At 72.7% G+C, this 25,018-nt stretch carries 29 protein-coding genes and 2 pseudogenes; 14 read left to right on the top strand and 17 right to left on the bottom strand.

Features of this window, described 5'->3' with window-relative positions; genetic code table 11:
* Positions 1–118 precede the first annotated feature (118 nt).
* The 4 genes and pseudogenes from ACWEOZ_RS42055 to ACWEOZ_RS42040 all read left to right on the top strand — a co-directional run bounded on the left by ACWEOZ_RS42055 (position 119) and on the right by ACWEOZ_RS42040 (position 2,545).
* Complete coding sequence (locus ACWEOZ_RS42055) at positions 119–721, top strand: hypothetical protein (RefSeq protein ID WP_451916276.1); 603 nt, start codon at positions 119–121, stop codon at positions 719–721.
* 384 nt (positions 722–1,105) lie between these two features.
* Entirely contained in the window at positions 1,106–1,309 is a 204-nt protein-coding gene (locus ACWEOZ_RS42050; RefSeq protein WP_451916275.1) for a hypothetical protein, read from the top strand.
* Between the two features lie 239 nt (positions 1,310–1,548).
* A pseudogene (locus ACWEOZ_RS42045) lies at positions 1,549–1,871 on the top strand (DUF1330 domain-containing protein).
* Positions 1,872–2,323: 452 nt separating this feature from the next.
* Positions 2,324–2,545, top strand: a complete 222-nt coding sequence (locus ACWEOZ_RS42040) for a hypothetical protein (protein WP_451916274.1) — start codon at positions 2,324–2,326, stop codon at positions 2,543–2,545.
* A gap of 17 nt (positions 2,546–2,562) precedes the next feature.
* Here ACWEOZ_RS42040 and ACWEOZ_RS42035 read toward each other — a convergent pair whose 3' ends face one another.
* The gene (locus tag ACWEOZ_RS42035; protein ID WP_451916273.1) at positions 2,563–3,468 is read right to left on the bottom strand and encodes a helix-turn-helix domain-containing protein; all 906 of its coding nucleotides are present in this window, start codon (positions 3,466–3,468) and stop codon (positions 2,563–2,565) included.
* A 101-nt stretch (positions 3,469–3,569) separates the two neighbouring features.
* Here ACWEOZ_RS42035 and ACWEOZ_RS42030 point away from each other — a divergent pair, with 101 nt between their 5' ends.
* Entirely contained in the window at positions 3,570–4,268 is a 699-nt protein-coding gene (locus tag ACWEOZ_RS42030; RefSeq protein ID WP_451916272.1) for an SDR family NAD(P)-dependent oxidoreductase, read from the top strand.
* 25 nt (positions 4,269–4,293) lie between these two features.
* Here ACWEOZ_RS42030 and ACWEOZ_RS42025 read toward each other — a convergent pair whose 3' ends face one another.
* The gene (locus tag ACWEOZ_RS42025; RefSeq protein ID WP_451916271.1) at positions 4,294–4,650 is read right to left on the bottom strand and encodes a nuclear transport factor 2 family protein; all 357 of its coding nucleotides are present in this window, start codon (positions 4,648–4,650) and stop codon (positions 4,294–4,296) included.
* Positions 4,651–4,754: 104 nt separating this feature from the next.
* Here ACWEOZ_RS42025 and ACWEOZ_RS42020 point away from each other — a divergent pair, with 104 nt between their 5' ends.
* Positions 4,755–5,237: a MarR family winged helix-turn-helix transcriptional regulator gene (locus tag ACWEOZ_RS42020; protein ID WP_451916270.1), complete on the top strand. Its 483-nt coding sequence runs from the start codon at positions 4,755–4,757 to the stop codon at positions 5,235–5,237.
* Here ACWEOZ_RS42020 and ACWEOZ_RS42015 read toward each other — a convergent pair.
* From ACWEOZ_RS42015 to ACWEOZ_RS41995, 5 genes are all read right to left on the bottom strand, one after another.
* The gene (locus ACWEOZ_RS42015) at positions 5,188–5,907 is read right to left on the bottom strand and encodes a response regulator (RefSeq protein WP_451916269.1); all 720 of its coding nucleotides are present in this window, start codon (positions 5,905–5,907) and stop codon (positions 5,188–5,190) included. The two genes, ACWEOZ_RS42020 and ACWEOZ_RS42015, sit on opposite strands and share 50 nt — an antisense overlap.
* The gene (locus tag ACWEOZ_RS42010) at positions 5,904–7,130 is read right to left on the bottom strand and encodes a sensor histidine kinase (RefSeq protein ID WP_451916268.1); all 1,227 of its coding nucleotides are present in this window, start codon (positions 7,128–7,130) and stop codon (positions 5,904–5,906) included. Before ACWEOZ_RS42010 ends, ACWEOZ_RS42015 begins: the two co-directional genes overlap by 4 nt.
* Positions 7,123–9,402: an FtsX-like permease family protein gene (locus ACWEOZ_RS42005; RefSeq protein WP_451916267.1), complete on the bottom strand. Its 2,280-nt coding sequence runs from the start codon at positions 9,400–9,402 to the stop codon at positions 7,123–7,125. Before ACWEOZ_RS42005 ends, ACWEOZ_RS42010 begins: the two co-directional genes overlap by 8 nt.
* Positions 9,399–10,082, bottom strand: a complete 684-nt coding sequence (locus ACWEOZ_RS42000) for an ABC transporter ATP-binding protein (protein ID WP_451916266.1) — start codon at positions 10,080–10,082, stop codon at positions 9,399–9,401. The genes ACWEOZ_RS42005 and ACWEOZ_RS42000 overlap by 4 nt, the downstream gene beginning before the upstream one ends.
* Before the next feature lie 180 nt (positions 10,083–10,262).
* Positions 10,263–11,039 carry a winged helix-turn-helix transcriptional regulator gene (locus ACWEOZ_RS41995; RefSeq protein ID WP_451916265.1) on the bottom strand — a complete coding sequence of 259 codons (777 nt, stop codon included), beginning with the start codon at positions 11,037–11,039 and terminating at the stop codon, positions 10,263–10,265.
* Positions 11,040–11,145: 106 nt separating this feature from the next.
* Here ACWEOZ_RS41995 and ACWEOZ_RS41990 point away from each other — a divergent pair, with 106 nt between their 5' ends.
* Entirely contained in the window at positions 11,146–11,898 is a 753-nt protein-coding gene (locus ACWEOZ_RS41990; protein ID WP_451916264.1) for an SDR family NAD(P)-dependent oxidoreductase, read from the top strand.
* Here the strand turns inward: ACWEOZ_RS41990 and ACWEOZ_RS41985 are convergent.
* Positions 11,895–12,392: a cupin domain-containing protein gene (locus tag ACWEOZ_RS41985; protein WP_451916263.1), complete on the bottom strand. Its 498-nt coding sequence runs from the start codon at positions 12,390–12,392 to the stop codon at positions 11,895–11,897. The two genes, ACWEOZ_RS41990 and ACWEOZ_RS41985, sit on opposite strands and share 4 nt — an antisense overlap.
* A 521-nt stretch (positions 12,393–12,913) precedes the next feature.
* On the opposite strand from ACWEOZ_RS41985, the gene ACWEOZ_RS41980 reads away from it, so the two are divergent.
* Positions 12,914–13,663, top strand: coding sequence for an SAM-dependent methyltransferase (locus ACWEOZ_RS41980; RefSeq protein WP_451916262.1), 750 nt, complete (start codon positions 12,914–12,916; stop codon positions 13,661–13,663).
* A gap of 13 nt (positions 13,664–13,676) precedes the next feature.
* Here the strand turns inward: ACWEOZ_RS41980 and ACWEOZ_RS41975 are convergent, their stop codons facing one another.
* Positions 13,677–13,979 carry a DUF1905 domain-containing protein gene (locus ACWEOZ_RS41975; protein ID WP_451916261.1) on the bottom strand — a complete coding sequence of 101 codons (303 nt, stop codon included), beginning with the start codon at positions 13,977–13,979 and terminating at the stop codon, positions 13,677–13,679.
* 98 nt (positions 13,980–14,077) lie between these two features.
* On the opposite strand from ACWEOZ_RS41975, the gene ACWEOZ_RS41970 reads away from it, so the two are divergent.
* Positions 14,078–15,289 carry an SGNH/GDSL hydrolase family protein gene (locus tag ACWEOZ_RS41970; protein WP_451916260.1) on the top strand — a complete coding sequence of 404 codons (1,212 nt, stop codon included), beginning with the start codon at positions 14,078–14,080 and terminating at the stop codon, positions 15,287–15,289.
* A gap of 12 nt (positions 15,290–15,301) precedes the next feature.
* Here the strand turns inward: ACWEOZ_RS41970 and ACWEOZ_RS41965 are convergent, their stop codons facing one another.
* On the bottom strand, positions 15,302–15,745 hold the full coding sequence (locus tag ACWEOZ_RS41965; protein ID WP_451916259.1) for a PPOX class F420-dependent oxidoreductase: 444 nt from the start codon (positions 15,743–15,745) through the stop codon (positions 15,302–15,304).
* A 73-nt stretch (positions 15,746–15,818) separates the two neighbouring features.
* On the opposite strand from ACWEOZ_RS41965, the gene ACWEOZ_RS41960 reads away from it, so the two are divergent.
* Both ACWEOZ_RS41960 and ACWEOZ_RS41955 read left to right on the top strand, forming a co-directional pair.
* Positions 15,819–17,036, top strand: a complete 1,218-nt coding sequence (locus ACWEOZ_RS41960) for a cysteine desulfurase-like protein (RefSeq protein WP_451916258.1) — start codon at positions 15,819–15,821, stop codon at positions 17,034–17,036.
* A gap of 142 nt (positions 17,037–17,178) precedes the next feature.
* Positions 17,179–17,994: an ATP-binding protein gene (locus ACWEOZ_RS41955; protein ID WP_451916257.1), complete on the top strand. Its 816-nt coding sequence runs from the start codon at positions 17,179–17,181 to the stop codon at positions 17,992–17,994.
* Between the two features lie 69 nt (positions 17,995–18,063).
* On the opposite strand, the gene ACWEOZ_RS41950 is transcribed toward ACWEOZ_RS41955, so the two are convergent.
* Positions 18,064–19,881, bottom strand: coding sequence for a diguanylate cyclase domain-containing protein (locus tag ACWEOZ_RS41950; RefSeq protein WP_451916256.1), 1,818 nt, complete (start codon positions 19,879–19,881; stop codon positions 18,064–18,066).
* A 140-nt stretch (positions 19,882–20,021) separates the two neighbouring features.
* Here ACWEOZ_RS41950 and ACWEOZ_RS41945 point away from each other — a divergent pair, with 140 nt between their 5' ends.
* Complete coding sequence (locus ACWEOZ_RS41945; protein ID WP_451916255.1) at positions 20,022–20,561, top strand: RidA family protein; 540 nt, start codon at positions 20,022–20,024, stop codon at positions 20,559–20,561.
* 93 nt (positions 20,562–20,654) lie between these two features.
* Entirely contained in the window at positions 20,655–21,374 is a 720-nt protein-coding gene (gene araD / locus ACWEOZ_RS41940; RefSeq protein ID WP_451916254.1) for an L-ribulose-5-phosphate 4-epimerase AraD, read from the top strand.
* Between the two features lie 4 nt (positions 21,375–21,378).
* On the opposite strand, the gene surE is transcribed toward araD, so the two are convergent.
* The 6 genes and pseudogenes from surE to ACWEOZ_RS41910 form a co-directional block, all read right to left on the bottom strand.
* The gene (gene surE / locus ACWEOZ_RS41935) at positions 21,379–22,251 is read right to left on the bottom strand and encodes a 5'/3'-nucleotidase SurE (RefSeq protein ID WP_451916253.1); all 873 of its coding nucleotides are present in this window, start codon (positions 22,249–22,251) and stop codon (positions 21,379–21,381) included.
* Between the two features lie 45 nt (positions 22,252–22,296).
* Positions 22,297–22,779, bottom strand: a complete 483-nt coding sequence (locus tag ACWEOZ_RS41930) for a CAP domain-containing protein (protein WP_451916252.1) — start codon at positions 22,777–22,779, stop codon at positions 22,297–22,299.
* A gap of 133 nt (positions 22,780–22,912) precedes the next feature.
* On the bottom strand, positions 22,913–23,176 hold the full coding sequence (locus tag ACWEOZ_RS41925; protein ID WP_451916251.1) for a DUF899 family protein: 264 nt from the start codon (positions 23,174–23,176) through the stop codon (positions 22,913–22,915).
* A 119-nt stretch (positions 23,177–23,295) separates the two neighbouring features.
* Positions 23,296–23,703, bottom strand: a pseudogene (locus ACWEOZ_RS41920) (DUF899 family protein); the annotation flags it as partial.
* A gap of 68 nt (positions 23,704–23,771) precedes the next feature.
* Positions 23,772–24,110, bottom strand: coding sequence for an ArsR/SmtB family transcription factor (locus ACWEOZ_RS41915; RefSeq protein WP_451916250.1), 339 nt, complete (start codon positions 24,108–24,110; stop codon positions 23,772–23,774).
* A complete protein-coding gene (locus ACWEOZ_RS41910; protein ID WP_451916249.1) occupies positions 24,097–24,534 on the bottom strand; it encodes an SRPBCC domain-containing protein in 438 nt (145 codons plus the stop codon). Before ACWEOZ_RS41910 ends, ACWEOZ_RS41915 begins: the two co-directional genes overlap by 14 nt.
* Positions 24,535–24,665: 131 nt before the next feature.
* Here ACWEOZ_RS41910 and ACWEOZ_RS41905 point away from each other — a divergent pair.
* Positions 24,666–25,018, top strand: a 353-nt coding sequence (locus ACWEOZ_RS41905; protein ID WP_451916248.1) for an AfsR/SARP family transcriptional regulator, incomplete at its 3' end; no start/stop codon positions are given.

The raw sequence follows: 25,018 nt of genomic DNA, 5'->3' as shown, positions 1-25,018 counted from the left end.
GGCCCGGCGGGGGTGGCCGCCGGGCCCGGCCCCCGCCCCTGTCGCGGGCCTTCCGCCCCTGTTCCGCGCCCGGCCGGACGACGACACTCAGGGGGACGCACCGACGGAGGTGTCCACGATGACCGGAAGACATCCGGCGACAGCGGCCCAGCGCACCGAACTCCTGCACCGGATGCTGCTGCTGCGCCGCGGCGACCAGGACCCCGCCCACCGCGGCGAGGAGGCGATCACGGTGGGCCTGCGGTCCGCCCTCGGCCCGGGCGACACCGTGGCCGACGGCCCGGTCCTGGCCGTCGAGCTCGCGCACGACGACGTCCGGCAGCACCGGCCGGCGGTGACGGTGTGCTTCGTCGGCGACGAGGCGGCGCCGGGCCTGACCAGCAGCCTGGGCCAGGCGATCGACGACCGGCTGCCGGTGCTCTTCTGTTGTGCCGGCCGGCACGGGACCCACCCGGACGACCCCGGCGGCCTGCCGCCCGGCACGGTGGACGGCGCGGACATCGAGGCGGTCACCCGGGCGGCCCTGACGGCGGTGCATCCGGTACGGGCCGGAGCAGGCCCGCGGCTGCTGCACTTCCGCACGTACGTCCTGGCGGACAGTCCAGCGCACGACCCCATCCAGATCCTGGCCGACCGGATGCGCACCGACCACCAGCTCGACGACAACGCCCTCGCCGCCATCGAGAAACACGCGGCACTGATCGGCCTCGCGCTCGGCTGACCTCGCTCCCGGCGGATCAGCTGGGGGTGAGCAGACAGAACTCGCTGCCCTCCGGGTCGACGGTTGGGGGCCGGGGTGACCAAGATCGGCTTGAGGAGCATTTATGCCGTTCTTGGTCACCCCCGCCCCCAACCTTGCATGGTTTCCCGTTCCGGCCTTGTTCTTGGTTGCTCGCTGGTGGTTGCATGTCTTCGTGGGTGATCCCCTTGCGGTTTCGGGTCTGGCTGCCGCGTTGTGGTCTTGCTTGGGGAGTTTGTTGGGCAGGCCGGGCTTTGTGGTGGGTCTTGCGTACGCACCTCGCCGGTTGCGGTCGGGGATTGAGCCGTCCATCGGGCTCGGTGCTGGTGGCGGGGGACGCCTTGGGTCGGCTGGTGGGCCGCTTGCATGCTTGACGCGGTCGCTTTGGTGGCGCCGGTGGGGGTGGGCTGCCTGTTCGCGGGCTTCGGCCGCCGGTGGTTCGGTGCCGGCCTGGTGGGCGCGTTCGAGCACCATTTCGGTGATGGTGCTGAGGTATTCCTCGAGTCCGCGTCGGTACTCGGTCTGCGGCGGGGTGCCGTGGCGTCCGGCGTCGACGGCCAGGGCGGCTGAGGGGCAGCCTGTTTCCGGGTGATCGCGGTGGGCGGCTGTCACGTAGACGTCGACCATGTCGTGCGGGGCCGCCTGGGCGGAGCGGGGATGTGCTCTGCGGATCGCGGCGAGGGCGGCGAGTGAGTCGATGAAGCCCTGCCGGTAGACCTCGAGGGCGAGGTCTTTCTTCGAGGCGAAGTGGTTGAGGTCTGCGTCTCGTGACCCCGGCTCGGATAGCTGACACCTTGAGGAGAACGCCCATGTCTGACGGCACCACCGGCCGTGCGCCGGCGTACAGCATCACCGAGGTCGTCGAGGTTCTCGACCCGGCGGGCGCCCAGCGCTACGCCGAGTTGACCCCGATCGCGGTCGGTAAATTCGGTGGCCGCTTCGTCGTCCTTGGGGCCTCGCGACGGTCGCCGAGGGCGAGGCCGGGGTTGCCGTCGCGGTCGTCGCATGGCCCGACATGGAGACCCTGCACGCCTGGTACGACTCCCCCGAGTACGCCCCGGCCGGCAAGATCGCCGCAACCGCCATGCGCCGCCGGCTGATCTTTCTGCCCGGTGTCGCTCCGGCGGCCTGATTCGTGGTTCTCGTGGTTCGTGCAGGCCCTTCTCGGCCCGCATCACGTCGAATCCGGCCGTCGGCCAGGGGTGGGTGGATCGGGGTTTATACGGTCAGTCGATGACTACTTCGACTGGGGCGGGTTGGCGGCCGTATCTGCGGGCTCTGGCTGATGCCGGGTTTGATGTCGCGGCTGTCGGTGCGTGGGTCGCTGCTGCCGAGTTGCCTCCGGCGCGGCGGCGGCTTGCTCGAGGGGCTTTGGCGGCGGTGACCGTTGCTGTGGGGGTGCCGGCGATGCGGGCCGGGCGCTCTGCGGCCGCCGATTCGGAGCCGGCGAACCCGGGGGCAGCTTCTGGGCTTCCGTTTGTGGACGTCGGCATCACCCTTCCCGAGGAAGAGCCGTCAGATGCGGACACGCGTCGACGAGTTGTTGTGGCCGGCGCTGTCGGGGTCGCCGTGCTCACTACCGCCGTGGCTGGTTCCGTTGGTGCTGCTGTGGCGGGCCGCCGGTTGGAGCGACGGTGGCTGGCCCGGCTCGTCCGGCGTGGGCATCCGCATCCGCACCGGGCTCTGGGACTGCGGATGGCCGGGTTGTATGCGGTGATCGTGGTGCCGAGCCGGCTGATCGCGGTGCGGCAGAGCGCGAAGGTCGGACGCCGGGGCGCCGAGCCGGCCACCACTGTCTCCGCATGACCGGCTGGCGCTTCCGCTCAGCCTTGGGCGTTCGCCGGTTGGGCGGCTGTGGGTTCGGGGGCGCTGTTCGCCACGTCGGGGACGCCGGAGAGCAGGGCCAGCCGGAGTCTGGTTTCGGCGTCGGTGTCGGGGGCTGCTGTCAGGATCACGATCTTCAGTTCGGCGTCGCCGTCGGTCATGACGTCGCAGTCGACCTCGATCGGGCCGACCGTCGGGTGCTCGACGATTTTGTGGTCCTCGCGATGGGTGCCGACCGCGCCGGCGGCCCACAGAGCGGCGAAACGCTCGTTGCCTTCGGTGAGTGACCGGATCAGGCTGGTCAGCCGGGGGTTGTTCGGGAATCGGCCGGTCGCGCGGCGCAGGTCGGACACGACGGCTGCGTCGACCGCGTCGGGGGCGTCCGAGATCACCGGCCATTGCGACAAGCAGGGCCGGTCGCCGTTGACCGGGAACGTGTCGCGGGCGAAGTTGCGGCGCTCCCGCGGGGCCGCCGACGGGTCGCCGAGCAGTGCCGCCCAGCCCCGGTTCCACCAGATCAGCTGCCAGTCGGCGGCGAAGACCCCGACGGCCGCGTCGCCGAGGCGGTTCAGGACGCGCTGGACGCCCGGCGGGATGTGATCGGAGATCTCGCCGTCGGCCGGCGGGACGAGCCCGGCCAGCCGGTACAGGTGGTCGCGTTCCGCGTTCGTGAGGTGCAGGGCCCGGGCCAGCGCGGCGACCACCTGCGCCGACGGGGTGGTGAACCGTCCCTGTTCCAGGCGTACGACGTAGTCGACCGAGATCCCGGCGAGTTCGGCGAGTTCCTCCCGGCGCAGCCCGCTCGCGCGGCGGGAACGGCCACTCGGCAGGCCCACCGCGGACGGCGTGAGCCGGTCCCGCCAGGCGCGCACAGTGGCGCCGAACTCCGTGCCGTGAGTGGTCATGGACCGATTGTGCCTCGCCGCCCGGGGCCGGGGGTGGTAGCCGTTTTCCTACCGTCAGGCCTTCCCTGGCGCAGGTCGCGGCCCGGGCGAACCATGGGCGCATGACCATCACCTTCATCACCGGGGCCAACAAGGGCCTCGGCTACGAGACCGCCCGCCGCCTCATCGCCCACGGCCACACCGTGCTGCTCGGCGCCCGCGACGAGAAGGCCGGGACGGCGGCAGCCGCCGAACTCGGTGCCCGCTTCGTCCAGATCGACGTCACGGACGACGAGTCGGTGGCGTCGGCCGCCGCCGACGTCGAGAAGCACGAAGGCACTGTCGATGTGCTGATCAACAACGCCGGCGTGGGGGGTCCGCTCGGTGACCCGAGCGGCCTGACAGGCGCCGACATCCTGAAGGTGCTCGACGTCAACGTCGCCGGTGTGGTGCGGACCACCACGGCTTTCCTGCCCCTGCTGCGACGCTCGGCCGACCCGGTCATCGTCAACGTGAGCAGCTCGATGGGCTCGCTGGCGGCCACGCATGATCCTTCGCGCGACGAGTCCAAGGCGATCGCGCCCGCGTACACGGCCTCCAAGGCGGCGCTGACCATGCTCACGACCCAGTACGCCAAATCGCTGACCGGCATCCGCATCAACGCGGCCGACCCGGGTTACACGGCGACCGATCTCAACGGCAACAGCGGCCCGCAGACCGTGACCGAGGGCACCGACGCCGTCGTGGGTCTCGCCACCGAGGGACCGGGCCACGGTTCCGGACGTTTCGTCGACCGTGCCGGTGAGATCACCTGGTCCTGAACCGCCGGATCACCGGAGGGCGGTCTCAGTCGGTGAGCAGCAGGGTGTGGACCGAGGTGATGAGGCCGTCGGCGACCAGCGCGATGTCGACGCCCCGGACCACGGGCGCCGCGCCTTCGGGGCCGAGGCTCCACGCGAGGTAGCCGAGGTCCTGGACGACGCGTACCGGGCCGTCGGCCACGAAGACGAAGCCCGGCGCGTCGTCCAGGATCTTCTGCGCCTTCGCGTCGAGCGCGTCGTGGCCCTCGATCGTCTCCTCGGGGTCCGCGAAGCGCACGCCGGGGGCGTACGTGCGGGCGATCGCGGCCCGGCGGCGGTCGCCGTCCCGCTCGTTGAAGACCTCCAGCAGGTTGGCCCGCATGAGCTGCTCGATCGTCGCCACCGTGCACTTCCCTCCGGCCGGCGCACCCGGCTCGGGCGCGTACTCGTGCCGACGATATATGACGCGTCATGTAATCGGTAGGGTGGCTGCGGTAGGTTCGTGCGGTGGTGGACGAGGCGGCGGGAGCCGGCAGCCTGGATCCGGTCGAGCTGAGGGCCTGGCGCGGGCTCATCGAGACCACGCCCCTGCTCAGACGGCGCCTCGACCAGCTGCTGATGGCCGACTCCGGGCTCACCGGCAGCGACTATCCCGTGCTGGTGACCCTGCACGAGCGAGGTGACCGGCCGTGCCGTTCCACCGAGCTGGCCGACCTGATCGGCTGGGAGCAGTCCCGGCTGTCGCACCACCTCGCCCGGATGGAACGCCGTGGCCTGATCCGCCGCGGCCGTCACCACGCCGACAACCGCGTGGCTGAGGTCCACCTGACCGACCAGGGCCGAGCTGTCTTCCTGACCGCGGCCAAGGGGCACTCGCGGGCCGTCCGGGAGCACTTCGCCGACGTGCTCACCGTGCCGCAGCTGGAGGCGCTGGCCGAGATCATGGAGACGCTGCGGCGTCACCTGGCGCCTCCGGCTGCGGCGGACTGACCACGGACCGGGGTTCGCTGCCGGGCCGGACCAGCCCTGACTCGTACGCGAAGACCACGGCCTGCACGCGGTCCCGCAGGCCGAGCTTGGCCAGGATCCGGCCGATGTGCGTTTTGACGGTCGCCTCGGCCACCTGCAGCCGGCCGCCGATCTCGAGGTTCGACAGTCCCTGGGCCACGAGCAGCAGCACCTCGCGTTCCCGCTCCGTCATCTCCGGCACGCCGGCCGCGGCCGCGTCCTTCGCGACGAGCCGGCCGGCGAAGCGGTCCAGCAGCCGCCGGGTCACCCGGGGCGCCACGACGGCGTCTCCGCCGGCCACCACCCGGATCGCGCTCAGCAGGTCCTCGGGCGGCACGCTCTTGAGCAGGAATCCGCTCGCCCCGGCCTGGAGCGCGGCGAACGCGTCCTCGTCGGTGTCGAACGTGGTCAGCACCAGCACCCGGGGAAGCGGACCGGCGGCGCAGATCCGCCGGGTCGCCGTCACCCCGTCGAGCACGGGCATCCGCAGATCCATCACGACGACGTCGGCCGGGGTCGTGCGCAGCAGCCGGAGCGCCTCGGCGCCGTCGCTCGCCTCACCGACCACGGTCATGTCGCTCTGGTAGTCCAGCACCATCCGGAATCCGGCCCGGACCAGGTGCTGGTCGTCGACGAGCACGACCCGGATCACGCGGCCACCGCCCGCGCCGCGGCGCCGGTGAGAGGGATGGCGGCGTGCACCCGCCAGCCGCCGTCCGGTGCCGGCCCGGCTGCGAAGGTCCCGCCGTACAGGGCAACCCGCTCCCGCATGCCGACCAGACCGTGCCCGCCGGAGCTGGCGGCTTCCGGGTCGGATCCGGAGTCCGTCACCTCGATGTCGATGACGCCCGGCCGGTAGCTGACGGTCACCGTGGCGGCCGGCGCCGGACCGGCGTGCTTCAACGTGTTGGTCAGCGATTCCTGCACGATCCGGTAGACCGCCAGGGCCACGCCGCCGGGCACCTCGGGCGGCGTGCCGTGCACGGTCAGTTCGGCGGTCAGGCCGGAGTCACGGGCCCGCTGCACCACGGCTTCGAGCTGGTCCAGGGCGACCGGCGTGCGGTCGGGCGGAGCGTCGCCGGCGCTCCGGAGCAGCTCGACGAGCTGCCGGATCTCTTCCAGGGCGTCGCTGCCGGTCGTGCCGATCGTCCGCAGGGCCTCGCGCGCCCGTTGCTGATCATGGTCGAACGCGTAAGCGGCCCCGTTGGCCTGCAGGATGATCACCGACAGCGAGTGCGCGACGATGTCGTGCAGCTCCCGGGCGATCCGCGCCCGCTCCTCGGCGACGGCGATCTGCGCCACGTGCCGGCGTTCCCGCTCCGCGCTCTGCCGGCGTTCGGAGGTGTTCAGATTCAGCTGGCCGGAGTACCGCACGCTGAGGGCCACCGCCCACACCACGGCCCCGTAGCCCAGCAGCAGCCCGGAGCCGCGCGCGAGCTCCTCGAGCGAGAACGTCGACCACCCGGCGCGGGAGTTGTTCTGCAGGGGCAGCAGCAGCGACGCGAACAGCCAGCCGCCGAGCCCGCCCAGCACCGCCCGGAGCAGGGTCGAGGCGTGGACGACGACCGCGTACATCGCGGTGGCGACCGTGATCAGCAGCATGCCGTCGTGCAGCTTGGTGCCGTTGACCTCGATCGTCGCGGCCACCGCCGTGAGCATCGCCACGAGGACGAGGACGGTGATCGGGCGGTGGCGCCGCCCCATCAGCACCAGCCCGGCCAGCACGCCGAAGAGGAAGCCACCCCACCGGTACTGGTGCCACCACCACGTGGACAGGGCGGCCACCGAGCAGGACACGACCAGGTCGGTGAGCAGACCCCGGCTGTGGGCCAGGCCGGCCGGTAACCTGCTGCTCAGCGTGAGGGTCTCATTCACTGCGCAACTCCTGAACCTTCAGCAGACGGAACAGCAGCGGCAGACCGGCAGCTGTGACCGCCACGACCATAGCCGCCACCGTGGCCGTCAGGGCGGCGATCGCCGGCCAGTCCAGCTCGACCGGCGCCCGCGTGGCCGCGAGCAGGACAGCCGACAAGCTGCTGCCGATGAGGACGGCCAGAAGCAGTCCGACCGACGCCGGGACGGCCACCTGGTAGAGCAGTGACGCCGACAGCGTCCGCCGCTGGGTGCCGAAGGCGGCGAGGACGGCCAGCAGCCTGCGCCGCTCGCGCAGCTGCTCGGTGACGCCGACGAGCATGCTCGCGCCGATGAACAGCAGGAACAGGACCGCGCAGCCCTGGGCCACCTGCCGGGCCCCGGCGAACTGGTTGCCGATCCGATCGTCGCCGAACAGTTGCAGCGGTGCGGCCGGGGCGAGCCGGGTCATGGTGTTGCGGACCCGCTCGATGGCATCCGGGCGGGCCGGGTCCAGCCCCAGCAGGTAGGCGTCGGTGAAGATGCCGCGCAGGTCGGGACGGAGTTTCAGCGCCGCCGGGGTGGCCAGGTACGACACCGGGGCGGCCTCGCTGGAGTAGAGCGTCACGGCGGGCAGACCGGCGGGCACCTGCCAGTGCGAGAGGGGCGCTGCGTCGTCCGTGCCGAAGACGGGGGTCGTGGCTCCTGCCGGCAGGGTGGGGCTCTCCCAGCCCGGGTGCACGGCCTGGAAGCTGTCGCCGTCAGCGCAGGACGGTAGCGGCGCGTACTGCCGGAGCACCTCGCAGTCGCCGACCCGGACGGTCACGCCGGGCTGATCGGGATCCGTCCGCAGGTAGCCGTAGCCGGACGTGCGTACCGCCTCGACTCCGGGGGTGCCGGCCAGAGCCGCCTGCCAGCCGGTGCCGTCGGCGCCGTTGGTGTAGACGACGGCCTGGAGGCGGCCGGCCGGCGGCTGGGTCCCGCTGCTCGCGGCTATCGACGTGCTGAGCAGGCCCTGGATGGCGATGATGCCGGCGACCGACACCGCGATGCCCGACACGAACCGTACGGCGGTGTCGCTGTCCAGCTGCAGGCGCCGGATGCCGAGCTGCCACGCGACGCTGCCACCGCCGAGGTGCCCCACCACCGCCTGCACGAGCCAGGGCAGCAGCACGACCACGCCGGTCAGCAGCAGGATCGCGCCCGCGGCGAGCTGGACCCGGGTGCCCGCCGCGACGTCGCCGGGCAACCCGCCGAGCAGCGGGTAGAGCAGTGCCACGCCGACGCCCGGCGGGATCAGCCGCCACCAGAGCCGCCGGCGGCGGACGCCGCTCTGCCGCACCACGCCGAGCGGCTCGATGACGACACGCCGCAGCGCGGACAGGGTCACCAGGACAGCGCCGGCCGGCACCAGCAGCAGGATGGCGGCGAGCAGCGCCGGCACCGGGCGCAGATCCGACGGGTACGGGCTGAAGTCGGCCGGCAGCAACGCCCCGACGCCCCGGCGCAGACCGAGGAACACAAGACCGCCGACGGCGAGGCCCAGCACCGCCCCGATCAGCGCGTCGCCGGTCGCGATGCGGCGCGTCATCCTGCTGTCGGCGCCGACGAGCCGGATCGCGGCGAGCTGCCGCTCCCGGCTCTCGCTGCCGAAACGTACGGCCGTCGTCACGAACACCAGGACCGGCAGCAGCAGGATGGCGGCCCCGATGACGGCCAGCACCACGATCGTCGGGTCCGTCGTGGGCGGCCCACCGCCACCGAACGCCGCGATGCGCGCCGCCCCGTCTTCCCTGGTCAGCGTGCCGGATCCCACGTAGAAGTACACCTCGTCGGGCCCGGAGAGTCCCTGCGGCGCGATCGTGCCGGCCACGTGCGCGGACCAGCGTTCGGCCAGCAGCTCACCACCGGGACCGGCGATGAGGGCGGCCAGCGCCGGCGACACGTACAGCTCCCCCGCCGCCGGCATCCGGGCCACGCCGGGCGGTGCCGGCGCACGGTCACCCTCCGGACGGACGATCCTGCCTCGTACGGGCTCGTCGCGGAACCGCGTCTCCGTGGTCAGCGCCAGCAGCGTGCCCGGCCCGGCCTGCTCGACGCTCGCACCCAGCGCACGATCGGCCCGGCGCTGCTCCCGTGCCGCAACCGCCGTCGGCGCGGCGGCCAGCACCAGCAGCATCCCCACGCCGAGGCCCACCCCGGCCGCGATCAGGGCGAGCCGCAACCAGCCCGAGCGGCCGCCCGAGACGCTCAGCCGCACACCAAGGGCAAGTTCACGCAGCCAGGCGGCGCTCATCGGACACCCGCAGCGACGACAGCCGCGCCGTCGCGGAAGGTGACTTCGCGGTCGGCGTACGAGGCGATCTGCGCCTCGTGGGTGACCAGCACGACCGCGCTCCCCCGCTCCTTCGCGGCGGCGACCAGCAACCGCATGACCTGCTCGCCGTTGCGGGAGTCGAGCGCGCCGGTCGGCTCATCGGCGAAGATCACCTGCGGGTCGGTGACCAGCGCGCGGGCCACCGCGACCCGCTGGCCCTGCCCGCCGGACGCCTGCCCGGGACGTTTGCCGGCCACCTCGACGACCTCGAGACGCACGAGCAGCTCGGCAGCGCGCCGCTCGGCCCGGGCGCGCCGGACACCGGCGAGCCGCAGCGGCAACGCGACGTTCTCCAGGCAGGTGAGCTCGGGCACCAGCTGGCCGAACTGGAAGACGAAACCGAACGCGCCCCGCCGCAGGGCGCTGCGCTCCCGGTCGCTCAGGGCGGTCAGATCGCGGCCCTCGAAGCTGACCCGGCCGGAATCCGGGGCGAGAATGCCGGAGAGACAGTGCAGCAGCGTGGACTTGCCGGAGCCGGACGGGCCGGTCAGGGCGAGGACCTCCCCCGGGCGGACCTGGAGCGACGCGCCGTGCAAGGCCCGGGTGAGGCCGAACGATTTGCTCACGTCGTCGGCGACGAGCAGGGGTGACGAGGGCACGGGGAGCTCCTGGTGGCTCGTGGACCGGGGACGTCCATGACGCTAGGAGCAGGGCGGGGGGACGCGCGTCCGACTTGATGATGGACTTCGCGTACGACTTGAGTCGTACGTCGGCGCCCGACTACTACCGAAGTCGGACGGCACCTGGCCGAACCGCCGCGAGCGCGCGCCGCGGAGAGCTCAAAACCGGCCAAGCACCCGTCTGAACATCGCGAGATAGCTCTCATGAGCCAATGTCAGCCCTCCGAGGGCGTCGGCCGTGAACCACTCGATGGCATCGTGCTCCTCCGGCGCCGTGTTGACCGGGGACCCTGACCACGCTTCGATCAGCCAGATCTGCATGTCGGCCGTGTCGACGTCGACCTCGTGCAGGGGCGGGCCCGGCGGCGCCGCGATGTCGATGCCCAGTTCCTCCCGGAGCTCTCGGGCCAGTGCCGCGCCCGGCAGTTCTCCGGGCTCCACGTGGCCGCCGGGCAGGTCCCAGACATCCGGATACCAGCGGCGGTCGGGAGATCGGTGACACAGCAGAATTCGGTCGCCGTCCCGCAGCAACGCCGCGACAACGCGAGCCTTGGGCGATTCTTCCCCGGAGATCGGCACGGGCGCATTCTGCCACCGCTTGATGTGGTGCTCGACCGCCCAGTTGGCGACCTGGGAGAGCGGGCCGAGCAACGCTCGTCCGGGCGTCGTCAACGCGTACTCGACGGAGGGCGGGACGGTCGGGTAGACCGTGCGACTCACCAGACCGTCGGACTCCAGCGCCCGCAACGTCCGGGTCAGCATCCGCTGACTGACGCCCTCGATCCGCTGGTGCAGCTCGTTGAAGCGGTGCGGTCGCTCACCGAGGAGCACCAGGGTCAACAACGACCACTTGTCGCCGAGGCGGTGAAAGAGCCCGGTGACCGGGCACGCCGCGTACTCCGCGGCCGGCACCTGCGCGGCCAGGGGCGTCTCCACCAGCAAAGGAACAGCAGTGTCCCCACCGGACATTCAAGTGCCTTCTTTCGTACGGATGACGGAGCCGTGACAGTGACACCTGTCCACCATGACAGAGGAGGCGTACGTGTCCACAGCACAGATTTCCAGCATGCTCATCGCCGGCGTGGGACCGGGGCTCGGTCTTGCCGTCGCCCGGCGGTTCGGCCGTGCGGGACATCCGGTCGCCCTGCTGTCGCGCCACCCGGACCGGCACCAGTCCTATCTGGCCTCGCTGCGTCGGGACGGCATCACCGCTGTCGCCATCGCAGCCGACCTCACCCGGCCTGAGCAGCTGCGCGCTGCCGTCACCGACACGACCGAGCAGCTCGGTCCGATCGGCGCCGTGTACTACGGGCCGGGCGCCGCCGACCCGACCGCACGACCGGCGCCGATCCTGCAGGCCGGGCCGGATGAGGTGTCCGCGGCAGTGCACACCTTCGTCCGTCCCGCGGTCGACCTCACCGCGATGGTGCTGCCCGGCATGCTCGAACGTCGCAGCGGCACCCTGCTGTACGTCGCCGGCCTGGGCGCGGTCGTTCCGCTGCCGGGCATGGGCGCACTCGCCGTCGCGTCGGCGGCGTTGCGCACGTACGCGTTGACCGTGAACGCCGCTCTGGCCGGCAGCGGTGTCTACGCCGGGGCCCTGGTCATCGGCGGGCTCGTCGAAGGCGGCGACATCCACCGGCTCGCCGTGGCCGCGGTCGGCCCGGCCGCGGCCGCCGGCCTGCCCACCCTCGACCCGGACACGATCGCCGGCACCGCCTGGGAGCTGTCGGCACGTCAGGACGATCCGGAGGCGACCTTCAATGCCCTCGGTGCCGGAGCTGTGCACGTCTAGGTGGTCAGGCCGAACCGATCGACGATCTCCGGCAGCCACTCCGGCTCGCCGAACCGCAGGCCGTAGCGCTCCGCGAGATCGCCGCCCTGCTCGGCCGCGGCGGGTCCGGCGGCGATCAGCTCGGCCACCTCGCGGAAGAAGTGCTCGAAGCCGGCCGGGGTGATGATCTCGATCATCCGGGCCGGGACGGGGCCGGCGTTCCACATCGCGTGCAGTTCGCCGCGGGGTTTGGTGATGTAGCCGCCGGGGCCGAGCACCACCTCGCGGTCGCCTGAGCGGAAGCCGATCTCGCCCTCGGTGACGATCGAGTACTCGTCCTCGCGGGTGTGCAGGTGGGGTGCCACCAGCGCGCCCACCGGGAACGGGTGCTCGACGATCGCCAGGGCGCCGTTGGTGTCCTCGCCCCAGAGCTTGAAGTGCACGCCGATGTCGCCCAGGTCGCCTTTGCGCCCGCCGCCCGGTTGCACCACGGTCAGGGGCTTTTCTGTTGTCATTCGACGTGCTTACCGCATCCTTCTTGGTCCCGGCCAACGTATTCGGCGGTTCTCTCGCGGTGGACGGTTGGGGGCCGGGGTGACCAAGATCGGCTTGAAAGGCAGCTATGCCGTTCTTGGTCACCCCGGCCCCCAACCTTGCATGGCTTTTCGTTCCGGCCTTGTTCTTGGTTGCTCGCTGGTGGTTGCATGTCTTCGTGGGTGATCCCCTTGCGGTTTCGGGTCTGGCTGCCGCGTTGTGGTCTTGCTGGGGGATTTTGTCGGGCAGGCCGGGCTTTGTGGTGGGTCTTGCGTACGCACCTCGCCGGTTGCGGTCAGCGACGTGTGGAGATGTCATGCAATGAGTCATGACGGCGGACACGCTTACCGAGCGGCGCATGGTGGAGCTCGCGGTTGCTCTGGAAGCCACGGCGGTTGACGACGATGACCGGCCTGTGTGAAGGGTGCGCGGGCAGGCCGGCGATCGGGTGCTGCCCCTCCTGGTGCTCCGGGCGCGGGGGCGCTGGTGTTGACTCGGGAGAATGGATCGCCGACTCAGCAGCATTGCGCATGCGCATCATCCGATCGCGGCCCCGATCCTCGGGGTCAACGTCAACCGGCTGCTGCGCCGGGCCGGCCGGCAGCCGGCGGCCCGGATCCTCGATCTCGGCTGCGGTGCGGGCGCCTGGGCCCTGCAGGCTCTGGCCCACTACCCGGACGGTCACGCGGACGGCGTCGACATCGACCGGTACGCCTTGGAGAACGCCGCGAACGCCGCAGCCGAGCGTGGCCTCGCCGACCGCCTGACGCTGCACGAGCGCGACGCCCGGACCTACGTGCCCGACGGCGACTACGACCTGGTGCTGTGCGTCGGGTCGACCCACGCCTTCGGGGGCTTTGCCGAGACGCTCGAGCTGGCCGGGCGGCACGTGCATCCCGACGGCGTGCTGCTGGTCGGCGAGGGCTTCTGGGAGGTGCCGCCGTCGCCCGGGGCGCCGGACGCGCTCGGTGTGAAGGCCGAGGAATACACCGACCTGGCCGGCCTGGTCGACACGGCCGAGCAGGCCGGTTGGGCTCCCGTGTACGCCCACATCAGCGACACCGCCGAGTGGGACGACTACGAGTGGTCGTGGACCGGCTCGCTCACCGAGTGGGCGCTCGACAACCCCGGCCACCCCGACGCGGCGCCCGCTCTCGCCCTGGCCCGGGAGCACCGTGAGCAGTGGCTGCGCGGCTACCGCAAGGTGCTCGGCTTCGCCACCCTGGTGCTGCGCCGCCACCAGCAGTCGTGACCGGAAGTCGGGGCTAGAAGTCGAGCAGCTCGACGCGCACCTGCGCGGTGCCGCCCTCGTCGAGGCCCTCGGCCTGGCGGACGGACCGCTTGACCGGCAGCACGTACGCGTCGCGTTTGCTGTCCGGGAAGATCGACGTGGTCCAGACGCTGCCGCCGATCGTGACCCGGACCCGCACCGACCCGAAGCCGCGCGCCTGCCCGGCGGACAGCTCGCGGATCTCCTCGGACGCCTCGGCGGGCAGGCTGACGAAGGTCCAGCTGTCGAGCCGGCGGGCATCCCAGATCCACAGCTCGGCCGCGAAGTCGACTCTCACGTCCCGGAGCATCGCACGAGGGTCCGACAGGACTGCCGAGGTTGCCTTTCCGCACGTCTTCGCCGAGCATCGACGGCATGCCCAAGATATCGAGAGTTATGAATGTTACTGGTCGCCGGCTCCTGCTCGCCGTGGTGGTGCTGGCCTCGCTGCTCGTCGCCAGTCCGGCGGCCGCGGGCCCGGCCCGGTGGACCGGCGCCTGGGCGACCAGCCCGCAGCGTGAGAGCGGCCCGGCATTCGCCGAGCAGACCCTGCGCATGCTGGTGCATCCGACCCTCGGCGGCGCGGCGGTCCGGATCCGGCTGAGCAACGACTACGGCGACGAGGACGTCACCTTCGGCGCGGTGAGCGTGGCCCGCGCGGTCGCCTCCGGCGCGCCGGACCTGGTCAGCGGCACCAGCCGGCCGCTCACCTTCCGGGGCCGCGGCTCGGTCACGGTACGGACCGGCACGCACGTCCTCAGCGATCCGGTGCCCCTCGGCGTCGCGTACGGCCAGGACCTCGCGGTCGACCTCTACGTGACCGCCGGCGGCGACGCGGCCGGGATCACCGGGCACGACGCCGCCCAGGGCACCCAGTTCGTGGCGGCCGGTAACCAGGCCGGTGGACCGGGCGCGTCGTTCACCGGCACCGTGAACTCGTGGTTCTGGCTGAACGGGGTCGACGTCCGGGCGGCCCGCGCGGTGCCCGGCAGCATCGTGGCGCTCGGCGACTCGATCACCGACGGCGCCTACACGACGTGGAACGGCAACGACCGCTGGACCGACGTCCTCGCCGCCCGGCTGCAGGCCCTCCCGCCCCGCCGGCAGTTCGGGGTGCTCAACGAGGGAATCGGCGGCAACCAGATCCTGACCGACCGCACGGACTGCTGCGGCGCGGGCACGAGCGTCTCGGCACTGAAGCGGGAACGGCAGGACGTCCGGCTGCAGACGCGCGCCCGCTACCTGATTCTCGCCGAGGGCATCAACGACATCGGCTACCAAGCGGATGCCGCGAGCCTGATCGCCGGGATGACCACCATCGCCGGCCGGGCCCACCGGGCCGGGATCAAGGTCATCGGGGCCACGATCACCCCGTACGGGTGCGGGTCCGGCTGCTTCGGTCCCGAGCAGGAGGCTACCCGGCAGGAGGTCAACGCGTGGGTCCGGACGAGCGCCGTGTTCGACGGGGTGGCCGACTTCGACGCCGCGATCCGCGATCCGCAGGACCCGAGCCGGGTGCTGCCGGGGTACCAGGCCGACCCCCTGCACCCGAACGTCGCCGGGCAGCGGGCCATGGCCGAGGCGATCGACCTGGGCCTGTTCCGCTGATCCGGTACGGGATCAGCGGATCCTGGCGCCGTACACGTGGTCGACCGTCATGGTCATCAGGACCCGGCGGTCGGCCACCATGACGGACCGGTACTCGGCCCAGTCCGGATGCTCGCCGGCCGCGCGGCGGTAGTAGTCCACCAGGGCCTCCACCTCCGGGCCGGCCGGGTCCGAGCCCGGGCCGACGAGGGTGGCCGTGCCCTCGGCGGTCGCCCAGGCCCAGCCGTCCGCGCGGGTGACCTCGAGCGTGGCGCGCGGGTCGCGGCGCAGGTTCGCGGTCTTGGCCCGGCCCTCGGTCATCGACACGTGGATCAGGCCCGTCCCCGGATCGTAGAAGGGTGTCACCGGGGACAACTGGGGGCGGCCGTCCGCCTTGATCGTCGCGAGGACGCCGAGCCGGCACTCGGCGAGCAGCGCGCGCGGGTCGAACGGCGCGGCTCCGGAGGGAGAAGTCATGACCCCATCTTCAACCCTTCCACCGTACGACGGGGCGTGCCGGCCTCGCCTGAGGCTGCGTTAAGGTCGGCCCATGACGTACGACGTCGCCCGCGTCCGGGCCACCTATCCCGCTCTGGCCGAAGGCTTCGCCCACCTGGACGGGGCGGCCGGCACCCAGGCCGCCGGGCCGGTCGTCGACGCCGTCGCCGGCACCCTGCGCCGGGCGGTGTCCAAACGGAGCGTGGCCTTCGAGCCGGGCCGCCGGGCCGGGGAGATCGTCGCCGCCGCCCGCGCGGCGGTCGCCGACCTGGTCGGCGGCGACCCGGGCGGGGTGGTCTTCGGGCCCAGCGCGACCGCATTGACGTACGTGGTGGCGCGCACCCTGGCGACGTCATGGCAGGCCGGTGACGAGGTGGTCGTGTCGCGGCTCGACCATGACGCGAATGTGCGGCCGTGGGTCCAGGCCGCCGAGGCTGCCGGGGCGACCGTGCGCTGGGCGGAGTTCGACGCCGACAGCGGGGAACTGCCCGCGAAGCAGTACGCCGACCTGGTCGGCCCGCGTACCCGGGTGGTGGCGGTGACCGCGGCCAGCAACGTGACCGGCGCGATGCCCCGGGTCCGGGAGATCGCCGACCTGACTCACGCGGCCGGTGCGCTGGTCTACGTCGACGGGGTGCACGCCACCGCGCACGTGCCGACCGATGTGCGGGAGCTCGCCGCCGACTTCTACGTGACCAGCGCGTACAAGTGGTCCGGTCCGCACCTCGCGGCGGTGATCGCGGATCCGGCGCGGTGGGAACGGCTGCGGCCGGCCAAGCTGATCCCGTCGTCCGACGCGGTGCCGGAGCGCTTCGAGTTCGGCACGCCGAGCTTCGAGCTGCTCGCCGGGGTCACGGCCGCGGTCGAGCACCTGGCGGCGCTGCCCGAGCTCTCCGGTGGCGGCCCGGCCCGCGCGGGAACGACGCGCCGCGACCGCGTGGTGGCCGGGCTGACGGTGGCCGCCGGGTACGAGGCCGAGCTGCTGGAGCGGCTCCTCACCGGACTGGCGGCGAATCCCGCGGTGACGGTCCTGCCGGCTCCGGCGCAGCGGTGCCCGACGGTGTCGTTCCGGGTGCGCGGGCAGTCCCCGGCCGAGACCGCCGGGCGGCTGGGCGAGCTGGGGATCTGCGTCTTCTCCGGTGACTACTACGCGTACGAGTACTTCACCGCGGCCGGCCTGCGCGACAGCGGCGGCGCGGTGCGGGCCAGCATCTACCACTACAACACCGCCGGTGAGGTGGACCGGCTGCTGGCTGCGCTGGGTGCCTGAGCACCACCGCATCGAAATGCATCATGCCTACCGCATCGGTGGCGTGCGCCGCGTCGCTCGTTAGGGTGGTGACCGGCGACGGCCGTTGACGGTCCGTGACGCTGCGAACAGACTCCCAGGTGGCCGTGCGACGAGGGCGGCCATGACCGGGAGTGATTCGATGATGGAGGCCGGCCCTCCTTACCTGTTCGGTGGCGACGATCGCGGCGCGTGTTTCTCGGTCACCTGCGACGTGGAGACCGGTCTGCTGGAGATCGCGGTCCGCGGCCGGTTCAGCCTGCGCCTGAGCATGGAGCTCCACGGTGGGCTGCGGAAGTGCCTGGCCGAACATCCCACTGCGATCATCGCCGACCTGGCTGAGTTCGACGACCCGTTCGCCGTCAGCGCGGCGATGTGGCTGTCGATCAAGCGGGCGGGTGCGGCCATGTACCCGCCGGTCGAGCTGGCCCTGGCCGTATCGCCCGTGGCGCCACTCGCCGGCCGGTTACGGCGGCTCGGCGCGACGCACTCCCTGCCGGTGTTCGCCACCCTGGCCCAGGCGCGCACCGCGCTGGCCGCGAGGGCACCGACGGCGGACCGCCTGGACCTCAGCCATCTGCCGCCGGAGGCGTCGTCGGTCGAGGTGGCGAGCGAGCTTGTCGACATCGCGTGCGACTCGTGGCGCATGCCGGAGCTGGTCGCACCCAGCCGCGCGATCATGGCAGCGCTCGTGGGCAACGCCGTCGAGCACGCCGGCACGGACATCGGCGCGGCGGTGTGGCGGCGCGGGGCCGGGCTGCATCTCTCGGTGCGCGACCGCGATCCGCGGCTGCCGCGACTGCTGCACCGCCAGGCCGGCGCGCCCGGCCACGGGCTGCACACCGTGGACGGCAAGTCCACGGCCTGGGGCGCGATGGCCACCAGCGACGGCAAGATGGTCTGGGCGACGCTGCGCACCCGCAGGCAACGCACGTTCTGACGGCCTGGGCTTCAGCCGGCCCGTCGCGGGAAGGGCGGCCGGACCCGGGCCGACCGGCGCGGTCGGGGGTCAGCCGGCGGATGACAGGGCGGCGGCCGGGGACACGCGGCTGGGTTCCGGGGCGCCGGCGGCGACCACCCGGTCCCGTCCCTCGTGCTTGGCCCGGTAGAGGGCCTTGTCGGCGGTCCGGAGCAGCTCGTCGAAGCCGGCGTGCCCGACACTGACGCACACGCCGAAGCTGGCGGTGAACCGGGGCGTACCGCCGTCGATCGCCTCGCTCAGCGCGGCCCGCAGCCGGTCCAGGACCAGCACCGCCCGCTCCAGCGTCACGCCGTCGAGCACGATGCCGAACTCCTCCCCGCCGAGCCGGCCGACCAGGTCGTCCTTGCCCAGCCCGGCCCGCAGGACCTGACCGAACAGGCGCAGCGCCCGGTCCCCCGCCTCATGGCCGTGGGTGTCGTTGAGCAGCTTGAACCTGTCCAGGTCGGCCATCACGAACGCGACCCGCCCGCCGTCGCTCAGCCGCTCGCGGACCGCGGCCTCGAACGCGCGGCGGTTCGGCAGCCCGGTCAGCGCGTCGGTGCTGGCCTGCATCTGGGCCAGCTCGAACGAGCGCAGCGTGCCGATCCGGTTGCCGGCCTGCGCGCCGAGCAGGGCCAGCCCGGAAAGGGTCTCGGCAGCCGGGGCCTGGCCCGCGGCCCCTGTGGTGTGCAGGACGCCCAGCGAGCGGCCCATGAAGGTGACCGGCACGCAGACCGCCGAGACCCGGCCCTGCGGTCGGTTCCTGAGCTTGGGGCAGGCGTCGAGCGCCTCGCTGTCATCGAAGGTGACCAGGTGGCCGCGGCGGACGGCGACGCAGTGGAACGGTGAGGTGACCGGGCAGCACGGCGGCTCACCGGCACCCCCGGTGGCCCGGCTGGTGAGCCGGGACTCCGAGTTGTCGGCCAGCAGCAGCTCGGCGGGCCGGTCCGGGTCCAGGACGGTCAGGCTGTTCGTGATGACCCCGTACGCGTCGTGCTCGGTCTCGGCCATGTCGAAGGCGTCGGCCAGCTGGCTGCCGAGCTTCTCGCGCCGGGCCTCGGCGGTGAGCTGCCGTACCGTCTCGCGCAGCCGGTCCGCGGTGTCGTTGAACGACCGGGCCACGGCACCGATCTCGTCGTCGCGGGGCTGCTCGACGCGGGCCTCCAGGTCACCGGCGCCGACGCGGTGCGCGACGTCGTCGACGGCCCGCAGGTCCCGCAGGATCGACCGGGTGAGCCGGGCCGACAAGCCGAGCACCAGCAACGCCGCCAGCAGCGCCGCCACCAGCAGCCGCCCGCTGTCGACCTGCTTGATGCGGTCCGCGGCGGCGAGGTGGGCGGCCCGGTCGGCGGCGAGTCGCGCGATCAGGTCGGAGATGTGCGCGTCGAGGGTGTCGGCGTCGTCCTCGAGGGTGCCGACGGCGGTGAGGGCGGCGGGACGGTCGGTGGCGCTGAGCCGGAGGATCGAGTCGACCCGGTTGACCAGGCCGTCGTGGGCCTGGCCGATGTCGCGCAGCTCCGTCTCGTAGCGGGTGCCGTCGGCCAGGGCCGCCAGGGTGGTGTTGCCCGTGTTCAGCGCCGTGCGGGCGGCGTCGAACTCGGTGCGGACCTCGGCCGTCGACCGTCCGGTGCTGCCTTCGCCGACCGCGACCGCGAACCAGGCCTGCGCCCGTACCTGGTGCTGAAGCGACTGGGCGGTCAACGTGAGAGCCTGGATCGTGCCGAGGCGGGACTCGGCGCGGCTGGCCGCGGTGAGGCGCGCGTACCCGGACAGCCCGACCACCCCGACGAGCGCCGCGAGCAGGGCACCGACGGCCGCGATGGCGAAGAGCCGCTTGCGGACGGTCCAGCGCCGCACTGCCCTCATCGCACGCCCCCTCGCCGGTTCCCTCTCCCCTATCGACCCGGTCCGGGCGGATCTGAAGGATCGCCGGCCGGGGTCAGCGGGGACGCTCCGTTCGTGGCAGCCTGGGGTGGCGGAGACAGGTGGCAGAGACGGGAGCGGCCGTGACCGGGATCGAAGAGCTGGGGTCGGCCGAGCAGCGGCTCGCCGCGATGGGGATCGAGCTTCCGGGGGTGTTCCCCGCCGCCGGCAACTATCTCGGCGTCAAACGGCACCGCGACCTGCTCTACGTCTCCGGGCACGGCCCGCTGCGGGTGGACGACCAGGGCCGGCTGCCCGGCCGCACCGATCGCGAGGTCCCGCTGGAGGCGATCGCCGGCAGCGTGGTGCGCGGCAAGGTCGGCGCGGACGTGACGGTCGAGCAGGCGCGCGAGGCCGCCCGGTTGACCGGGCTGTTCCTGTTGGCGGCGCTGCGGGCCGAGCTCGGCTCGCTGGACCGGGTGGAGTCGGTGCTCAAGGTGTTCGGCATGGTCAACTGCGCGCCCGGGTTCACCGCGACCCCGGCGGTGATCGACGGGTGCTCCGACCTGCTGGTGGGCGTCTTCGGCCGGGAGATCGGGGCGCACGCGCGCTCGGCGATCGGGGTGGCCGAGCTGCCGTTCGACATCTGCGTCGAGATCGAGATGGTCGTCGCCGCCGGCTGAGAGGCGGGCCGGAATGGCCGTCCCGGTCGACGCGAGTGGCTTGTGAACGTTAACATCTGCGGTTGACCGCCCCGGACGTGGAGGAAGACCCGCATGACGAAGGACCAGGACCTGCGTGAGGCCGTGCTGCAGGCCAACCGGCTCATCCCGAAGGCCGGCCTGGCCGCGCTGACCTGGGGCAACGTCAGCGGCGTGGACCGCGCCGCGGGCATCTACCTGATCAAGCCCTCCGGGGTCGCCTACGACGACCTGACCGCCGACCTGCTGGTGCCGGTCGACCTGGAGACCGGCCGGGTCGTCTCCGGGCGGCTCAAGCCGTCGGTGGACAGCGAGACCCACCGGGCGTTCTACCTGCAGTGGCCGTCGATCGGCGGGATCACCCACACCCACTCCACCCACGCCGTCGCCTTCGCGCAGGCCGGCCGCGACGTGCCGGTGCTCGGCACGACGCACGCCGACACGTTCAGCGGCCCGGTCCGGGTCACCCGGGATCTGACCCCGCAGGAGTGCGCCGAGGAGTACGAGTTCAACACCGCGCGGGCGGTCATCGAGCTGATCGGTGACGACGACGCGGCCCGGGCCACCCCGGCGGCCCTGGCGGCCAACCACGGCCCGTTCACCTGGGGCAAGGACGCCGGCAAGTCGGTCGAGCACGCCATCATCTGCGAGGCCGTCGCCGAGATGGCGCTCAAGACCCTGGCTCTCAACCCGGCCGCCGCGGCCCCGCAGTGGCTGCTGGACCGGCACTTCACCCGTAAGCACGGCGCCGGGGCCTACTACGGCAACGACCTGAGCAAGGCGGCCGACGTCTGAGGGCTCACGGCCGCCGGGCGGTGTCCTCGGCCGGGGTCCGGGGCCGCACGATCCCGGTGTCCACAGGCAGCACGAGGTCACCCGCCTCACCCAGGGGCCGGACGGCGGTGAGCGTCGCGTACCCCTCGGTCAGCAGATCGATGTCGCTACCGGGCACCCGGCCGGCGCCCTGCTCGATGCTCATCCGCACGAAGTCCTCACCGGACTCCGCGACGGCCATCTGCACCTGACCGAACGGGGCGAGCGTCGCCCGGCGCAATCCGGCGACCATGTCGGCCGGGCGGTCGGGGACGTTGAGGTTGAGCACCGTCCCGGCCGGGGCGCCGGCCAGCCACGGCAGCAGGCGCCGGGCCAGCGCGGCAGCGGTGTCCCAGTGCCGTTGCTCGTCGTCGGCCGTGTCCAGCGCGGCGATCGCGGCGCCGGCACTTGCTTCGCTGCCCTCGGCCGGTGACAGGACGTCCAAGGAGACGGCGAGCGCCCGGGCCCCGCCGGCGGCTGCGGTGACGGCCGCGCCCACGGTGCCCGAGTGCAGGATCGCCCGTCCGGCGTTGGCACCCCGGTTGATTCCGGACAGCACCAGGTCCGGCGCCGGTCCGAACACGCCGAGACCGGCCAGCAGGGCGATGTAGGCGGGTGAGGCCGCGACCGCGAACGCCGGGACACCGTCGAGACCGGTCAAGGTCACCCGGGAGAACGTCACCCGGCCGTGGTCGGTGACGGCGGTCAGCGCCGCGCCCATCCCGCTGGCCTCTTCGCGCGGCGCCGCGACGGTGACGTCGTGGCCGGCGTCGTGAGCGGCCCGCGCGAGCCGCTGGATTCCGGGCGCCTGTACGCCGTCATCGTTGGTCACCAGCACGCGCAGCCGCGATCCACCCATGCCGCACGTCATTCCCCGGCGCGCGGAACGCAACCACGCGAGGGCTCAGTAGCCGAAGTCCTGGGTGTAGTACGGGGTGCCGTTGGCGGTGTACACGACGCCCACGCCGACGGTCCGCGACTTGCAGTTGAGGATGTTGGCGCGGTGGCCGGGGCTCTTCATCCAGGCGTTGACGAGCTCGGTGGCGGAACGGTAGCCCCAGGCGATGTTCTCGCTGGACGGGCGGGCGAAGCCGGCCGCCTTGGCCCGCACGACGAAGGTGGAGCCGGCGCTGCCGGTGTGCGAGAAGGTGCCGGTGCGGGCCATCCAGGTGCTGTGGCCGACGGCGGCGGCGGTGAGCTGCGCGTTGACGGTGACGGCGGAGCAGCCGGACGTGGCGCGCTGGGCGTTGGTGAGGCGGACGACGTCGGCCTGCACGGTCTCGGCGCTCGCCGGGGCCGCTTCGGCCGGCGACGCGAACATCGAGACGCCGACGACGGCGGGGGCGATGAGGGCGGCCAGGGCGAAACGGCGAAGGAGCGAGCGCAAGGAGGTTCCTCTCGGAGTACGGCGTCTGGCCGATCGCCAGGTTCACCGTTCCCTTCGGCCCTGCCCCGGGGGCTTTGATCGCAGGACGGATGCCCCTGGGTCGCCGTTCGGTTGCCGGCCCCCGCCCCGCGCGTCAGGTCCCGTACTCGTCCGGCACGCGCATCGCGGGGCCGCCGACGTGCAGGCCGAGCGGGGTCGCCCGGCCCTTCGGCTCCTCCCACGCCTCCTGCCGGCCGAGCGCGGTGAGGTCGAGGTACGGGTAGCCGTTGTGGAAGTCCTCGATCCCCCGGCCGTACGTCGAGTAGGTGTGGAAGACGTCGTCGCCGACCCGCAGCAACGCGCTGATCCCGGGCAGCTCGGCGCCCCGCATGTTGGCGTCCACGGTCCGCTCGTCCACGGGGTGCCGGCCTCGGCCAGCTCGCCCTCGGTGCGGAAGTGCAGCAGCACCGGCGCGACCCGGTCGTCCAGGGTGGCGTGGAAGTCGAAGTTGAAACTGGTGCCGTACGACGAGTACCACGGGAACTCCCACCCCATCCGCTCGCGGAAGGCGGCGAGCTTCGGATAGGGGGCGCGGGAGACCGCCACGAGCGTGGTGTTGCGTACGTGCAGCTGCCGCAACCGGCCGATCCCGTCGGCGGCGGAGGAGCAGCTCGCGCAGGCCTGGTCCCACTCCGGGGCGAACATGAAGTGGTGCAGCACCAGCTGCGGCCGGCCCTCGAAGAGGTCGAGCAGGCTCACCGTCCCGGCCGGGCCCTGGAAGGTGTACGGCTCGTCGACGCGGACCATCGGCAGCCGGCGGCGGGCGGCGTTGACCCTGTCCCGGGCCCGGGTGAGCTCCTTCTCCTGCGCCAGCAGCTCTCGGCGGGCGGCGAGCCACTCGTCGCGGGACACCACCTCGGGCAGGTTCCCGGCCGGCGCGCTCATGACGTCCGCGCCGAGGGGGCGACGCAGGTGGGCAGCAACATGGGAACTCCTGTCAGAGTGCGGTCAGGTCATCGCAAGTGGTCCCGCAACGCGGCCAGCGGGCCGTCCCAGTCGCGGGCGAGGGCACCCAGGAACTGCTGGGCCACCTTCATCGGCGCGGAGTCCACCCGGTAGCGGACCCGGCGCCGCTCCCCCCGCTCGGCCACCACCAGCCCCGCCTCGGCCAGCAGGGCGAGGTGCTTGGCGATGGCCTGGCGGGTGATCGGGAGCTGGGTGGCCAGGTCGGTGGCGGTGGCCGGCCCGCCGGTGGCGAGCGCGGCCAGGATCACCCGCCGGCTGGGATCGGCCAGCGCGGTGAAGACCTCCTGGGCCACCAGCTCCAGGTCGGCGGGCTCAGGACTGGCCATCGAGGTACGCGACCAGCTCGCCCAGCTCGTGCGTCCAGCCCTCGGTGTTGCCCGAGTAGGCCGTCTTGTGCTCGCCGTCGTCCGGGAGCTGCGCGAAACCGCTCTCGACCATCGTCAGGGTGGTGCCGGCGCCGTGCGGCTCCAGCGTGAACTCGACGTAGGTCCGGCGCGGGTCGTCGGCGGGCAGGCCGCTGACCGGCCAGGTGTAGCCGAAGACGCGCGGGGGCTCGAGACGCTCGATGGTGAGCACCGCCGTGTCGCCGCTGTCCCAGCTGAGCGTGGCCCGGCCACCGACGCGCAGGTCGACCTCGGCGCGGTTGCCGAACCAGGTGCCCAGCCCCTCGGCGGTGGTCAGGGCGGCCCAGACGCGCTCGGGCGGCTGGCCGAGCTGAAGGGTGCGTTCGATCCGGTCGGGGAAGGTCATGGCGGTCTCCCTAAATAGCAACCATTCGGTTGCCACTGAACGTATAGCAATCGACTGGTTGCGTCAACCTGTCGGGAATCTTGCCCGGCGTGGAGGGTTCCGGCCGGTGGCGACGCTCGTACGCTGACGGCGTGGCCACCGAGGCGGCCGGCGTGGTCTGCCTGCGTCTGGCCGGAGCGTTCGCGATCCGCGGGAGCGGTGACGCCACCGACGTGCCCGTGACCGGCAGCCGCAAGGCCCGCACGCTGCTCAAGCTGCTCGCCGTCGAGCGCGCCGGACCGGTGCCGATGGACCGCATCGTCGACGTGCTCTGGGGTGACACGCCGCCGCGCCGGGCCGCCGACAACGTCGCCACGCTGGTCAGCCGGCTCCGGTCCCGGTTCGGCCCGGAGCTGGTCACCGGGACGCGCGACGGCTACCGGCTGGGCCGCCCGCCCGCGGTGCTCGTCGACCTCGACCTGGCCGCCGCCGACCTCGCCGACGC

Source organism: Actinoplanes sp. NPDC004185 (assembly GCF_053603475.1).
The sequence above is the reverse complement of the archived record's forward strand: the minus strand, read 5'-3'. Positions and strand labels throughout refer to the sequence as shown.

Coding starts and splice junctions, on each gene's coding strand:
- ACWEOZ_RS41910 (WP_451916249.1), bottom strand. CDS start 24,534: ATGACCTTCCCCGACCGGATCGAACGCACCCTTCAGCTCGGCCAGCCG.
- araD (WP_451916254.1), top strand. CDS start 20,655: ATGACGAAGGACCAGGACCTGCGTGAGGCCGTGCTGCAGGCCAACCGG.
- ACWEOZ_RS42005 (WP_451916267.1), bottom strand. CDS start 9,402: ATGAGCGCCGCCTGGCTGCGTGAACTTGCCCTTGGTGTGCGGCTGAGC.
- ACWEOZ_RS41950 (WP_451916256.1), bottom strand. CDS start 19,881: ATGAGGGCAGTGCGGCGCTGGACCGTCCGCAAGCGGCTCTTCGCCATC.
- ACWEOZ_RS42030 (WP_451916272.1), top strand. CDS start 3,570: ATGACCATCACCTTCATCACCGGGGCCAACAAGGGCCTCGGCTACGAG.
- ACWEOZ_RS41965 (WP_451916259.1), bottom strand. CDS start 15,745: ATGACTTCTCCCTCCGGAGCCGCGCCGTTCGACCCGCGCGCGCTGCTC.
- ACWEOZ_RS42050 (WP_451916275.1), top strand. CDS start 1,106: ATGCTTGACGCGGTCGCTTTGGTGGCGCCGGTGGGGGTGGGCTGCCTG.
- ACWEOZ_RS41955 (WP_451916257.1), top strand. CDS start 17,179: ATGACCGGGAGTGATTCGATGATGGAGGCCGGCCCTCCTTACCTGTTC.
- ACWEOZ_RS41985 (WP_451916263.1), bottom strand. CDS start 12,392: ATGACAACAGAAAAGCCCCTGACCGTGGTGCAACCGGGCGGCGGGCGC.
- ACWEOZ_RS41915 (WP_451916250.1), bottom strand. CDS start 24,110: ATGGCCAGTCCTGAGCCCGCCGACCTGGAGCTGGTGGCCCAGGAGGTC.
- ACWEOZ_RS42035 (WP_451916273.1), bottom strand. CDS start 3,468: ATGACCACTCACGGCACGGAGTTCGGCGCCACTGTGCGCGCCTGGCGG.
- ACWEOZ_RS41970 (WP_451916260.1), top strand. CDS start 14,078: ATGAATGTTACTGGTCGCCGGCTCCTGCTCGCCGTGGTGGTGCTGGCC.
- ACWEOZ_RS41960 (WP_451916258.1), top strand. CDS start 15,819: ATGACGTACGACGTCGCCCGCGTCCGGGCCACCTATCCCGCTCTGGCC.
- ACWEOZ_RS41980 (WP_451916262.1), top strand. CDS start 12,914: ATGGATCGCCGACTCAGCAGCATTGCGCATGCGCATCATCCGATCGCG.
- surE (WP_451916253.1), bottom strand. CDS start 22,251: ATGGGTGGATCGCGGCTGCGCGTGCTGGTGACCAACGATGACGGCGTA.
- ACWEOZ_RS42055 (WP_451916276.1), top strand. CDS start 119: ATGACCGGAAGACATCCGGCGACAGCGGCCCAGCGCACCGAACTCCTG.